Below are 12,511 nucleotides of genomic sequence, written 5' to 3'. Positions count from 1 at the left end.
TCAGGCGCCCAGGCCGAGGACGCGGGGCTGGGTACCCGGGGTCAGGCCGATCCAGGTGGTGTCGCTTTCGCGGATGACGTAGATCGCGTCGGTCCTGGCGTTCCAGCCCAGGGGGACGACGAAGTAGCGGCCGTTGCGTTCCAGGAGCAGACGCAGACCGCTGTAGCGGTAGCGGTGGAGCAGACCGCCCGGCAGGACCTCCTTCTGGAGCCCACCTCCGGTGGGCAGCGCCAGCGGATGGCTGCTGAGGACGACCACCCCCGTCCAGTCGGCGACCCGGCGCGCGTGGTCGCCGGCATCACGGCGGGCCGTCTCGACGGTGACCTGGGTGAGGGCCCAGAAGACGAAGGCCCCCGCCACGAAGACGGGTAGCGCCCTGCGGCGGAAGCCCCGCGGGCGGCGGCCGGCGGAGTCCCGGCACTGACTCAGGAGAAGACCGGCCGCGATGACGAGCGGCGCGACCCAGCCGTATGGCTGGATCTCGGTCCACAGCGCCAGCAGCACAACCCCCGCTGCCACGATCGCCAGAGACGCGCGGCCGGCCACGACCTCCAGCTTGGAGACGGGCGGCGCGCCGCCGCCGTACGCCCGCGCCCCGGTCCGGGCGCGGCGGCGTACCCATGGAGCGGCCACGAGCAGCACGATCACACCGGCGGCCACCAGGACCTCCAGTTTCAGCAGGTGCAGGCTCTGGGTCACCTGCTCGCCGAAGCCCAGGTCGAGCGAGTTCAGGGAGATGTGGAAGTACCGGTAGAAGGTGCTGGTGTACATCGCGCCCAGATAGAACAGCAGCGCGGCGATGAACGTGCCCTGCGCGACCACCACCCTGAGGAGCGCGCCGGGACTGTCGAGGCCGCCCAGGGGCCCTGGGCGCGGAGGCTCGTCCTGGGGCTCGCTCACGTGGTGTCGGTACCGGGCACTTCAGGGGAGGGCGGCCGGTCTGTGGGGGTCAGGGTCGGGGCGGAAGTCGGGCCGCCGTCGTCCGTGCCGGTGGCCGTCGGCGGCGGCGGAGGCGGCGCGATCGAGGGGCCCCCGGTGCCCTGGTTCGGTGGAGGCGCAGGGGGCTCGTCGGTCCCGTCGGTCTCGGCCGTGGCCGGTGGCGGTGGGGGCGAGGTCGACGACACGGCCGGTGGGGACGGCGGGTCCTCCTGGTCGTCGGGCTCGTCGGAACCACAGCCGACCAGCATGGTGGCCGCCCACGCGCCGAGGACGGCGAACAGGGCGCTCCGGATCCAGCGACCGGTCTTCTCTCGCATCCGACCTCCTTGATCGTCCGCGAGCGTAGAGGCCGCCCCCGCCGGTCGGCCGGACCCACACGTGGTGGTGGCGTCGCACCGCTCGATCGGAGGATCGGGCGGTGCGACGGGGGCGGTCGATCTGCGGCTGACCGATGACCGCTGTCGGATGACCGCTGCCCAATGACAAAGATCGGATGACAACTGTCAGCGATCAGTCACCGGTCAGTCGTCGGTGAAGATCTCGCCCCGTTCCGCCTTCGCGACCAGCAGCGCCGGCGGCGTGAACCGCTCCCCGTACTCCGTCGCCAGTTCCCGCGCCCGTGCCACGAAGCCGGCCACTCCGCCCTCGTAGCCGTTGATGTACTGGAGCACTCCCCCGGTCCAGGCGGGGAATCCGATGCCCATGATGGAGCCGATGTTGGCGTCGGCGACGGAGGTGAGGACGTTCTCCTCCAGGCAGCGGACGGTGTCCAGGGCCTCGGAGAAGAGCATCCGCTCCTTCATGTCCTCGAAGGGGATGGTGACGCCGGGCTTGGTGAAGTGCTCGCGCAGGCCGGGCCAGAGACGGGTGCGCTTCCCCGCCTCGTCGTACTCGTAGAAGCCGCCGCCGCCGCTGCGGCCGGGGCGTCCGAATTCGTCGACCATGCGGTCGATGACGACGTCCGAGGGGTGTCCGGCCCAGGTGCCGCCGGCTTCCTCGACGGCCCGGCGCGTCTCGTTGCGGATCTTGCGGGGCAGGGTCAGAGTCAGCTCGTCCATGAGGGAGAGCACCTTGGCGGGGTAGCCGGCCTGGGCGGCGGCCTGTTCGACGGAGGCGGGGTCGGCGCCTTCGCCGACCATGGCGACGCCTTCGTTGATGAACTGCCCGATGACGCGCGAGGTGAAGAAGCCGCGGGAGTCGTTGACGACGATCGGGGTCTTCCTGATCTGGCGTACGAGGTCGAAGGCGCGGGCGAGGGCCTCGTCGCCGGTGCGTGCGCCCTTGATGATTTCGACGAGCGGCATCTTGTCGACGGGTGAGAAGAAGTGCAGGCCGATGAAGTCGGCGGGGCGGTCGACGCCTTCGGCGAGGCCGGTGATGGGCAGGGTGGAGGTGTTGGAGCAGAGCAGCGCGTCGGGTTCGACGATGTGCTGAATTTCCTGGAAGACCCGGTGCTTGAGGGTGGTGTCCTCGAAGACGGCTTCGATGACGGCGTCGCAGCCGGCGAGGTCGTTGACGTCGGCGGTGGGGGTGATGCGGGCGAGGAGTTCGTCGCGCTTGGCCTCGGTGGTGCGGCCCTTGGCCAGGGCCTTGGCGAGGAGTTTTTCGGAGTAGGCCTTGCCGCGGGCGGCGGCTTCGGGGGTGACGTCCTTGAGGACGACGTCGATGCCGGCCTTGGCGCAGGAGTAGGCGATTCCGGCGCCCATCATGCCGGCGCCGAGGACGGCGACCTTGCGGACGGTGCGGGGTTCGATGCCCTTGGGGCGGCTGCGGCCGGCGTTGACGGCCTGGAGGTCGAAGAAGAAGGCCTGGATCATGTTCTTCGCGGTCTGGCCGGTGACCAGCTCGGTGAAGTAGCGGGCCTCGATGACGAGTGCGGTGTCGAAGTCGACTTGGGAGCCTTCGACGGCGGCGGCGAGGATGTTGCGGGGGGCGGGGTAGGGGGCGCCGGCCAGTTGCTTCTTGAGGTTGGCGGGGAAGGCGGGGAGGTTGGCGGCGAAGCGGGGGTTGGAGGGGGTGCCGCCGGGGATCTTGTAGCCCTTGACGTCCCAGGGCTGCTGGGATTCGGGGTGGGTGTCGATGAAGGCGCGGGCCTTGGCGAGCATGTCGTCGGTGGAGGTGGCGACTTCGTGGACGAGGCCGTTGTCGAGGGCGCGCCGGGGGGAGTACTGGGTGCCCTGGAGGAGGACCTTGAGGAGGGCGTCGGCGATGCCCATGAGCCGTACGGTGCGGGTGACGCCGCCGCCGGCGGGGAGGAGGCCGAGGGTGACCTCGGGCAGGCCGATCTTGGATCCGGGGGTGTCGAGGGCGATGCGGTGGTGGCAGGCGAGGGCGATTTCGTAACCGCCGCCGAGGGCGGCGCCGTTGATGGCGGCGACGACGGGCTTGCCGAGGGTTTCGATGCGGCGCAGGGAGGCCTTGATGGCGGTGCCGGTGTCGAAGGCGAGCTGGGCGTCTTCGGGCCGGAGTTTGATCATGTCTTTGAGGTCGCCGCCGGCGAAGAAGGTCTTCTTGGCGGAGGTGACGATGATGCCGCGGATGGTGTCCTTCTCGGCTTCGGCGCGGTCGGCGACGGCGGCGATGGAGTCCTTGAAGGCTTGGTTCATGGTGTTGGCGGACTGGTTGGGGTCGTCGAGGACGAGGGTGACGATCCCGGTGTCGTCCTGTTCCCAACGGATGGTGGTGCTGGTCGGCGTTGCGGTCATTGCTGCTTCTCCGTAAGGGGGTGGGAACGGGGCGGTCAGACGCGCTCGACGATGGTGGCGATGCCCATGCCGCCGCCGACGCAGAGGGTGGCGAGGCCGTAGCGCTTGTCCTGGCGTTCGAGTTCGTCGATGAGGGTGCCGAGGATCATGGCGCCGGTGGCGCCGAGGGGGTGGCCCATGGCGATGGCGCCGCCGTTGACGTTGACCTTGTCGAGGGTGAGGCCCATGTCCTGGACGAAGCGGAGGACGACGCCGGCGAAGGCTTCGTTGATTTCGACGAGGTCGATGTCGTCGATGGTGAGTCCGGCTTTGGCGAGGGCTTTGCGGGTGGCGGGGGCGGGGCCGGTGAGCATGATGGTGGGTTCGGAGCCGGAGACGGCCGCGGCGACGATGCGGGCGCGGGGGGTGAGTCCGTAGCGTTCGCCGACGGCGCGGGAGCCGATGGCGACGAGGGAGGCGCCGTCGACGATGCCGGAGGAGTTGCCGGCGTGGTGGACGTGGTCGATTTTTTCGACCCAGTGGTACTTCTGGAGGGCGACGGCGTCGAAGCCGCCCATGTCGCCGATGGTGGCGAAGGAGGGCTTGAGGGCGGAGAGGGAGTCGGCGGTGGTGCCGGGGCGCATGTGTTCGTCGTGGTCGAGGACGACGAGGCCGTTGCGGTCGCGGACGGGGACGACGGAGCGGTCGAAGCGGCCGTCCTTCCAGGCGGTGGCGGCGCGTTCTTGGGAGAGTGCGGCGTATTCGTCGACGTCGCGGCGTGAGTAGCCTTCGAGGGTGGCGATGAGGTCGGCGCCGATGCCCTGGGGGACGAAGCCGGTGTCGAAGTTGGTCATGGGGTCGGCGAACCAGGCGCCGCCGTCGGAGGCCATGGGGACGCGGGACATGGATTCGACGCCGCCGGCGAGGACGAGGTCTTCCCAGCCGGAGCGGACTTTCATGGCGGCCATGTTGACGGCTTCGAGGCCGGAGGCGCAGAAGCGGTTTTCCTGGACTCCGGCGACGGTGTCGGGGAGTCCGGCGGCGATGGCGGAGATGCGGGCGATGTCGGAGCCCTGGTCGCCGACGGGGCCGACGACGCCGAGGACGATGTCGTCGATGGCGGCGGGGTCGAGGGTGGGGAAGCGGCGGCGGATTTCGTGGATGAGGCCGACGACGAGGTCGATGGGCTTGGTGCCGTGGAGGGCGCCGTTGGCTTTGCCACGGCCGCGGGGGGTGCGGATCGCGTCGTATACGTATGCTTCGGTGCTCACTGGGGTGCCTTTCGTGAGGGTGCTTGGTGGGTCAGCCGAGCAGGGAGCGGCCGATGATTTCTTTCATGATTTCGGTCGTGCCGCCGTAGATGGTTTGTATTCGGCCGTCGGTGTAGGCGCGGGCGATGGGGTGTTCGGTCATGTAGCCGTAGCCGCCGTGGAGTTGGAGGCAGCGGTCGGTGACGCGTTTTTGGAGTTCGGTGGCCCACCATTTGGCCATGGAGGCGTGGACGGCGTCGAGTTGGCCGTCCGCATGGTCTTCGATGCAGCGGTCGAGGAAGGTGCGGGTGACGGCGCATTCGGTGGCCATTTCCGCTATTTCGAAGCGGATGTGCTGGTGTTTGGCGAGTGGCCGGCCGAAGGCTTCGCGTTCTTTGACGTAGCGGGTGGTGAGGTCCAGGAGGTGTTCGGCGGCGGTGATGGCGGCCATGGCTATGGCGAGGCGTTCCTGGGCGAGGTTGGTCATCAGGTGGATGAAGGCGCCGCCCAGTTCGCCGAGGAGGTTCTCTTTGGGGACGTGGACGTCGTTGAAGAAGAGTTCGGCGGTGTCCTGGGATTTCTGGCCGATTTTGTCGAGGTTGCGGCCGCGTTCGAAGCCGGGCATGCCGCGTTCGACGACGAGGAGGGAGAGTCCGTGTGCGCCGCCTTCGGGGGTGGTTTTGGCGACGACGATGACGAGGTCGGCGAGGATTCCGTTGGAGATGAAGGCTTTTGAGCCGTTGAGGATCCAGTGGTCGCCGTGGTCTTCGGCGGTGGTGCGGATGGCTTGGAGGTCGGAGCCGGCACCGGGTTCGGTCATGGCGATGGCGGTGATGGTTTCGCCGGTGCAGAAGCCGGGGAGCCAGCGTTGTTTCTGTTCTTCGGTGGCGAGGATGGTGAGGTAGGGGCCGATGATGTCGTTGTGGAGGCCGAGGGCGAGGCCGGGGGTGCCGGCGCGGGTGAATTCTTCGGCGAGTACGGCGCTGTAGCGGAAGTCGGGGTTGCCGCCGCCTCCGTACTCTTCGGGGACGGCGAGACCGAGGAGGCCTTGGCGGCCGGCGGCGAGCCAGGCGTCGCGGGAGACGATCCCGTCTTTCTCCCACTGGTCGTAGTGGGGCAGGACTTCTTTGGTGAGGAAGGTGCGGACGGTCTCGCGGAAGGCGTCGTGGTCGGTGTCGTAGAGGCGGCGTTCCATCAGGGCTCCTGGTGCAGGTGGGGTAGGTGCCAGTCGCGGGCGACTTCGGCGGTGTCGGCGCCGGGCTGGGCGGGGCCGCGGTGGATGGTGCCGGGGGTGGCGGAGAAGCGGGGTGCGGGGGCGGGCTGGGTGATGCCGCTGTGTTCGACGAAGGTGGCGCGGGCGGCGAGGTGGGGGTGGGTGGGGGCTTCGCGGAGGGAGAGTACGGGGGCGACGCAGGCGTCGGAGCCTTCGAAGAGGGCGGTCCATTCGTCGCGGGTCTTGGTGCGGAATCGCCGGGCGATGGTGTCGCGGAGTTCGGCCCAGCGGGTGAGGTCTTTGCGGGCGGGGGCTTGGTCGGCGATGCCGAGGATGCGGGTGAATTCGTCGTAGAACTGCTGCTCGAGTGCGCCGACGGCCATGTGGTGACCGTCGGCGGTTTCGTAGGTGCCGTAGAAGGGGCAGCCGCCGTCGAGGAGGTTGGTGCCGCGGCGGTCGTGCCAGCCGCCGGCGGCGAGCATGCCGTGGATCATGGTGGAGAGGTGGGTGGTGCCGTCGACGATGGCGGCATCGACGGTCTGGCCTTGGCCGGTGGTGCGGGCGTGCTGGAGTGCGGCGAGGACGCCGATGACGAGGTAGAGGGCGCCGCCCGCGTAGTCGCCGAGGAGGTTGGCGGGGATGGCGGGTGGTTGGCCGTCCGTGCCGATCATGCCGAGGGTGCCGGTGGGGGCGATGTAGGCGATGTCGTGGCCGGCGCGGTGGGCGAGGGGGCCGTGCTGGCCCCAGCCGGTCATGCGTCCGTAGACGAGGCGGGGGTTGCGGGCGAGGCAGGTGTCGGGGCCGACGCCGAGGCGTTCGGCGACGCCGGGCCGGTAGCCCTCGATGAGGATGTCGGCGCGTTCGACGAGGTCGAGGACGTGGGTGGGGCCGGTGTCGGATTTGAGGTCGATCAGTACGGAGCGTTTGTTGCGGTTGGTGAGGTCATGGGTGGGGTCGATGGCGAGGCCGGGGCCGCCGGGGCGGTCGACGCGTACGACGTCGGCGCCGAGGTCCGCGAGGTGCATGGCGGCGAACGGGCCGGGGCCGATGCCGGCGAGTTCGATCACGCGTAGGCCGGTGAGCGGGCCGCTCGGGCCGGGGCCCGGGGCGGGGTGGGTCGGTGGTGCCGTCATCAAGCCCCCAAGCGGTATGAGCACGACTGCGGTGTGACATGGCCGAGGTGTGACACGACTGCGATGTGACACAACTCGGTAGGACACAACTTCGGTATGACACAACTGATGTAACACCGGTGATGCTAGGAACGCGTTCCACTCCGCACAAGCCCTGTGGCCGGCCGGTGCGGGTCCACGCCCCGAAATCGACCGGCGGCCGTGACCGCCGGTTCGGAAGGACGTGCCGAGGGACGATCACACCAGAATCGAGCCCCCGCACACGGGCGGCGAGCGCGCCACACTGACCGGCATCCTCCACTTCCCGCGCGCGGCGCCGGCGATGGAAGGTACGCGGGACTGACCTCGGAGCAGCTCAGGGCGCGGGCGGTGCCGCCTTCGGGGCTTTCGCCGCTGGGGCTGGTCCGCCATCTGGCGGAGGTGGAACGTAGCTGGTTCTCCAACACCCTGATGGGTGAGGCGGTGGCGGCCCGGCGCCACCGGCGAGTGAGGCCGCGGCCCGGCGTACGGCCCCGGGCGCGGGAGCGCTAGGCTCCGCCTCCGACGACAGCGGGCGGGGAGCCCGCGGGGGCGCAGCGGAGGGCTGGATGGAGACAGGGCGGGCGTATGACGTGGTGCTCTTCGGGGCGACCGGGTTCGTCGGGGAGCTGACCGCGCGGTACCTGGCCGAGCACGCTCCCGAGGGGTGCCGTTGGGCGCTCGCCGGGCGCAGCCGGGTGAAGCTGGAGGCGTTGCGCGAGCGGCTCGCCGCGAGGTGGCCGCACTGTGCGGAGCTGCCGCTGCTGTGCGCGGACGCGGACGATGCCGGATCGCTGCGGGAGCTGGCGCTTTCGGCGCGGGTGGTGGCGACGACGGTCGGTCCGTACGTCTGGTACGGGGAGGGTCTGGTGGCGGCCTGTGCGGAGGCCGGTACGGATTATGTGGACCTGACCGGTGAGGCCGAGTTCGTCGATCGGATGTACGTGCGGTACGACGCGCTGGCCCGGGAGACGGGGGCCCGGCTGGTGCACGCGGCCGGTTTTGACTCGGTGCCGCATGATCTGGGCGTGTATTTCACGGTCCAGCAGCTGCCGGAGGACGTGCCGTTGCGGGTGGACGGGTTCTTGCGGGTGGGTGCGTTGTTCTCGGGCGGTACGTTCGCCTCGGCGCTGACGGCGATGGGGCGCGGGCGGCAGATGGTGCGGGCGGCGCATGAGCGGCGGCTGCATGAGCCGCGGCTGGTGGGGCGGCGGGCGCGGGCGGTGCTGGGCGGGCCTCGGTTCAGTGTGGAGACGGGCACGTGGGCGTTGCCGCTGCCGACGCTGGACCCGCAGGTGGTGGCGCGGTCGGCGGCGGCGCTGGCGCGGTACGGGCCGGACTTCCGCTACCGGCACTATGCCTCGGTGAAGACGCTGCCGATGGCGCTGGGCGGGGTGGCGGTGGTGGGTGCGGGGGCGGCCCTGGCGCAGGTGCCGTGGGCGCGGCGGTGGCTGATGGAGCGTTACGCGCCGGGCCAGGGGCCGGACGAGGAGCGCCGGGGGCGGAGCTGGTTCTCGTTGCGGCTGGTGGGCGAGGGCGGTGGGCGGCGGGTGTTCACCGAGGTGTCGGGTGGTGATCCGGGGTACGACGAGACGGCGAAGATGCTCGCCGAGTCGGCGCTCGCGCTCGCCTTCGACGCGCTGCCGAAGACGTCCGGGCAGGTCACGACGGCGGTGGCGATGGGCGACGCGCTGCTGGGGCGGCTGCGGGCGGCGGGGATCCGGTTCCGGGTGGCGGACGCCAGGTAAGGGCGGGGCGCGGTCACGTCGGCTGGTGGCGGAGCCAGGTAGGGCGGGGACGGGGCGCGGTCGGCGCCGGGTGGTGGCGTACGGGGGCGGGGCGGTGGTCAGTGCCGTACGAGGCAGAAGGGGTGGCCCGCCGGGTCGGCGTAGACGCGCCACGCGCGCGTGCCGCCTCCGTCGTCGAGGAGGGTGGCGCCGAGGGCGAGTACGTCGCGGTGGGCGAGCTCCAGGTCGTCGACGCGGATGTCGAGATGGGACTGCTGGGGGCGGCTCGGGTCGCCCCAGACGGGCGGGCGGTGGTCCGTGGCGCGCTGGAAGGCCAGCACGGGGCCGGTGCCGGGATGGAGGGTGGCCCAGTCGTCGTCCAGGGACCACTGGCGGTCGGGGCGGTTCACCTCACCGCCGAGGAGCCCCTGGTAGAAGCGGGCGAGGGCAAGGACGTCGGCGCAGTCGAGGACGACGCACTGGAGGCTGCCGATCACTGGATGCGGGGTCCTTTCCGGGAGGGGTCCTCAAGCGTCCGGGAGATGTCCTTGAGCGCTTGCCGGCACAGGGCGTCGGCGTGGCGGGTGGTCTCCGGGAGGCGGTAGCGGGGGCTGAGGTGGAGGGTGTGCGCGCAGGCGGCGTCGAGGGTGACGCGGTGGCCGACGGAGACGAAGACGGGTTTGACGCCGTCCTGGGTGCGCAGGGCGCGGCCGACGGTCTCGCGGCCGTGGCTGTCGTCGGCGACGAGCGCGGCGGTCGAGCCCCGGCGCTCGCCGGGCTGTTCGTAGGTGAAGGTGAACGGGTTCTTGGCGACGCCGATGACGGGCAGGCCGGTGAGGACTCCGAGGTGGCTGGCGAGGCCGAAGCGGCGGGGGTGGGCGAGCCCGTATCCGTCGCAGACGACCAGTCCGGGGTCGGTGTTCAGGGACTCCAGGGCGGCGAGGACGGTCGGTATCTCGCGGAAGGCGAGCAGGCCGGGTACGTACGGGAAGGAGATCCGTCCGACGGCGGTGGTCTTCTCCACGACGTCCAGGCTGCGGGCGTCGAGGACGACGGCGGCCGCGACGACGACGTCCCGTTCGTCGTCGTATGCCACGTCCACCCCGGTCACGACGCCGTTCCCGGGGGTGGGGCCGGCCTCGTCGAGTACGACCTTGCCGCGCAGTTCGTCCTGTACGGCCCGTGCGGTGGCCTCGTCGGCGGGCCAGCCCGCGGGCGCTTCGATGATCTTCATGGTGACGGCCACCTTACGGGGAGCCTGGGCCGGCGTATGGCGACGGCGAAGGGGCGGCGGGGGCTGGGGGTCCGCGAGTCGGACGGGGCCGCGGGCGGCGGGCCGGCGCCGGTAGCCTGCCGATCATGTTCGTACTGGAATTGACCTACACAGCCCCCGTCGAGCAGGTCGACGCGCTCCTCGACGCGCATGTCGAGTGGCTGGACGCGCAGTACGCCGCCGGGGTGTTCATCGCCTCGGGGCGCAAGAACCCGCGTGACGGCGGGGTGATCCTCGCCGTGGGGGACGACCGCGCGCAGATCGAGAAGATCGCGGCGGCCGACCCCTTCACCACCGGCGGGGTGTGCGCGTACCGCATCACGGAGTTCGTGGCGACGAAGACGGCGCCGGAACTCGCCCCGTACCGCCAGCAGCTGCCCGTCTAGAAGCCCAGGCGCGCCACCCGGCCCTTCTCGCCCGCCGCCCAGCAGCCGATGTCGGGCGTGCAGTCGACGGTGTCGTACGAGCCGGTGTCGACGGTGCGCCAGCTGCGGCCGCCGTCGAGGGTGAGGTCCGTGCCCGTGGGGCCGACGGCGAGGGCCGCGGTGCGGCTGTGCGGCAGCCAGGCGACACCGGAGCGGTAGGCGGGCGGTGGGGTGGATGCCTGCTGCCAGGTGCGGCCGCCGTCGCGGGTCACCGCTCCCGCCCGGGGTGAGGGCTGGTCCTTGCGGTAGTCGCCGCCGACGGCGATGCCGTGGTGGCGGCCCTGGAAGGCGAGGGCGAACACGCCGCGTGCCGGGTCGCCGGCCGGGATGGTGGATTCGGTGGCCGTCCAGGTGAGTCCGCGGTCGGCGGAGTGCAGGACGCGGGCGGTGGCGCCGCCGCCGGTGGCCAGCCAGACGTCCTTGGGGCCGGAGCTGACCAGGCACTGGCCGCTCGCGGCGAAGCCCGCCTCGCCGGGCAGGGCGTCGGGCATGCCCTTGCTGGGCAGCACCTTCCAGGACTTTCCGCCGTCGCCGGTGGCGAGGATGCGGTACTTGCCGTCGACCGGGTCGCTCATGGCGAGACCGTTGCTGCGGTCGAAGAAGGTGACGCAGTCGTAGAAGGCCTTCGGGTCGGTGTTGCGGAAGGATTCTGTCCAGGTCGCGCCGCCGTCGTCGGTGCGCAGGAGGCGCGACGCCTCCCCCTCGCCGATGGCGAGGACGACGGCCCGCTTGGTGTCGAAGGCCTCGATGTCGCGGAATTCCAGCTCCGCGGCGCCGGGCGGCGATACGTTCCGCCAGGTGCGGCCGCCGTCGGTGGTGCGCAGGACGGTTCCCTTGGAGCCGGCGACCCAGGCGCTGTCGCGGCTGACGGCGGCGAGCCCCCGGAACCGTGCGTCGGTGCCGGTGGCGGTGAGCTTCCAGGGCGTCCGCTCCGGGCGGCTGTCAGCCGTCGTACTCGGTTCAGCCGTGCCCTGCGCCTCGGTCGGCTGGTGCTTCGCAGTCATGTTGTGCGCCTTGGCCGGGTGGGCCGGCGCGGTCATGTCGTGCGCCTCGGTCGTGTGCGCCTGGGCGGGCGCCGCGAGGGCGGCCGCGAGCGCCGCCCCGCATAGCCCCACCGACACCGTTCGTCTCGTCTTCCCCATGGACGTCATGGCGCCGGAAGCTAGCCGACGGGGCAGGTCCCGTCCAGGGTGCGAGGTGACCGTGCGATGTCACGCTGCGACGTGCGGTTGCGCGGTGCACTGACAACGATGGCGGTGACGCAGGTCACGCCGTATGACAGTGCACGCCCCGGCGGATTTCGTCGTCCTCCCAGGTGTCAGGGAGACGTCACAGAAGCCGCGCGCGAGGAGCAAGGCCTTGTCCACCGTCATCGAGCAGGCCGTGCAGGCCCGCATGGTCGCGTCAGCGCCGCGCATGGAGACCGTGCACGCCACGCTGCGCTACGACCCCAAGGACCCGTTCGCGGTGAGCATGGCGTTCCCGCCGCCCGCGACGCTGGAGGGCGTCGAGGTGTCCTGGGCGTTCTCCCGGGATCTGCTTGCGGCGGGCATGGACCGGCCGGCCGGTGTCGGCGACGTACGGGTGAGGCCGTACGGGTACGACCGCACGGTGCTGGAGTTCCATGCTCCGGAGGGTGTGGCGATGGTCCATATCCGTACGTCCGAGGTGCGCGGTTTCCTGCACCGTTCGCAGCTTCTGGTGCCGTCGGGGGGCGAGCACCAGTACCTCGATCTGGACGAGGATCTGGCGGAGTTGCTCCGGGACGCCATCTAGTAGTGCTTTGTTAGCGGGTCTTGTCACATTGGGTGTTCGGTAGTTCGCTGGTTGTATGAGGGCTGGGGAGCTT

General features: G+C 70.9%; 13 protein-coding genes. 4 read left to right on the top strand and 9 right to left on the bottom strand.

Annotated features, from left to right (window positions below; all coding sequences use genetic code 11):
- The 6 genes from IEZ01_RS00065 to IEZ01_RS00040 all read right to left on the bottom strand — a co-directional run bounded on the left by IEZ01_RS00065 (position 1) and on the right by IEZ01_RS00040 (position 7,219).
- Positions 1 to 900 carry a hypothetical protein gene (locus tag IEZ01_RS00065; RefSeq protein ID WP_189199179.1) on the bottom strand — a complete coding sequence of 300 codons (900 nt, stop codon included), beginning with the start codon at positions 898 to 900 and terminating at the stop codon, positions 1 to 3.
- The gene (locus tag IEZ01_RS00060; RefSeq protein WP_189199177.1) at positions 897 to 1,256 is read right to left on the bottom strand and encodes a hypothetical protein; all 360 of its coding nucleotides are present in this window, start codon (positions 1,254 to 1,256) and stop codon (positions 897 to 899) included. The genes IEZ01_RS00065 and IEZ01_RS00060 overlap by 4 nt, the downstream gene beginning before the upstream one ends.
- 204 nt (positions 1,257 to 1,460) lie before the next feature.
- Positions 1,461 to 3,644 (bottom strand): 3-hydroxyacyl-CoA dehydrogenase NAD-binding domain-containing protein, encoded by a 2,184-nt coding sequence (locus IEZ01_RS00055; protein WP_189199175.1) that lies wholly within the window; start codon positions 3,642 to 3,644, stop codon positions 1,461 to 1,463.
- Positions 3,645 to 3,679: 35 nt separating this feature from the next.
- Positions 3,680 to 4,894, bottom strand: a complete 1,215-nt coding sequence (locus IEZ01_RS00050; protein ID WP_189199173.1) for an acetyl-CoA C-acetyltransferase — start codon at positions 4,892 to 4,894, stop codon at positions 3,680 to 3,682.
- A 31-nt stretch (positions 4,895 to 4,925) separates the two neighbouring features.
- Positions 4,926 to 6,068: an acyl-CoA dehydrogenase family protein gene (locus IEZ01_RS00045; protein WP_189199171.1), complete on the bottom strand. Its 1,143-nt coding sequence runs from the start codon at positions 6,066 to 6,068 to the stop codon at positions 4,926 to 4,928.
- The gene (locus tag IEZ01_RS00040; RefSeq protein WP_052185702.1) at positions 6,068 to 7,219 is read right to left on the bottom strand and encodes a CaiB/BaiF CoA transferase family protein; all 1,152 of its coding nucleotides are present in this window, start codon (positions 7,217 to 7,219) and stop codon (positions 6,068 to 6,070) included. The genes IEZ01_RS00045 and IEZ01_RS00040 overlap by 1 nt, the downstream gene beginning before the upstream one ends.
- Before the next feature lie 156 nt (positions 7,220 to 7,375).
- Here IEZ01_RS00040 and IEZ01_RS35815 point away from each other — a divergent pair, with 156 nt between their 5' ends.
- Entirely contained in the window at positions 7,376 to 7,750 is a 375-nt protein-coding gene (locus tag IEZ01_RS35815; RefSeq protein WP_308427116.1) for a mycothiol transferase, read from the top strand.
- Between the two features lie 56 nt (positions 7,751 to 7,806).
- The gene (locus tag IEZ01_RS00030; protein WP_019890603.1) at positions 7,807 to 8,985 is read left to right on the top strand and encodes a saccharopine dehydrogenase family protein; all 1,179 of its coding nucleotides are present in this window, start codon (positions 7,807 to 7,809) and stop codon (positions 8,983 to 8,985) included.
- Between the two features lie 98 nt (positions 8,986 to 9,083).
- On the opposite strand, the gene IEZ01_RS00025 is transcribed toward IEZ01_RS00030, so the two are convergent.
- Together IEZ01_RS00025 and IEZ01_RS00020 are read right to left on the bottom strand one after the other, a co-directional pair.
- Positions 9,084 to 9,461 carry a VOC family protein gene (locus IEZ01_RS00025; RefSeq protein WP_189199169.1) on the bottom strand — a complete coding sequence of 126 codons (378 nt, stop codon included), beginning with the start codon at positions 9,459 to 9,461 and terminating at the stop codon, positions 9,084 to 9,086.
- Positions 9,458 to 10,198: an endonuclease V gene (locus IEZ01_RS00020; protein WP_189199167.1), complete on the bottom strand. Its 741-nt coding sequence runs from the start codon at positions 10,196 to 10,198 to the stop codon at positions 9,458 to 9,460. Before IEZ01_RS00020 ends, IEZ01_RS00025 begins: the two co-directional genes overlap by 4 nt.
- Before the next feature lie 125 nt (positions 10,199 to 10,323).
- On the opposite strand from IEZ01_RS00020, the gene IEZ01_RS00015 reads away from it, so the two are divergent.
- A complete protein-coding gene (locus tag IEZ01_RS00015; protein ID WP_019890599.1) occupies positions 10,324 to 10,623 on the top strand; it encodes a YciI family protein in 300 nt (99 codons plus the stop codon).
- Here IEZ01_RS00015 and IEZ01_RS00010 read toward each other — a convergent pair.
- The gene (locus tag IEZ01_RS00010; protein WP_229832541.1) at positions 10,620 to 11,813 is read right to left on the bottom strand and encodes a WD40/YVTN/BNR-like repeat-containing protein; all 1,194 of its coding nucleotides are present in this window, start codon (positions 11,811 to 11,813) and stop codon (positions 10,620 to 10,622) included. The two genes, IEZ01_RS00015 and IEZ01_RS00010, sit on opposite strands and share 4 nt — an antisense overlap.
- Before the next feature lie 208 nt (positions 11,814 to 12,021).
- Here IEZ01_RS00010 and ssgD point away from each other — a divergent pair, with 208 nt between their 5' ends.
- Complete coding sequence (gene ssgD / locus IEZ01_RS00005) at positions 12,022 to 12,438, top strand: spore wall synthesis regulator SsgD (RefSeq protein ID WP_028798157.1); 417 nt, start codon at positions 12,022 to 12,024, stop codon at positions 12,436 to 12,438.
- The last annotated feature ends 73 nt before the right edge of the window (positions 12,439 to 12,511 follow it).

Origin of the sequence: Streptomyces purpureus (genome assembly GCF_014648195.1) — a bacterium.
GTDB classification, from domain to species: domain Bacteria; phylum Actinomycetota; class Actinomycetes; order Streptomycetales; family Streptomycetaceae; genus Streptomyces; species Streptomyces purpureus.
This window is presented reverse-complemented; position numbering and strand designations above follow the sequence as displayed.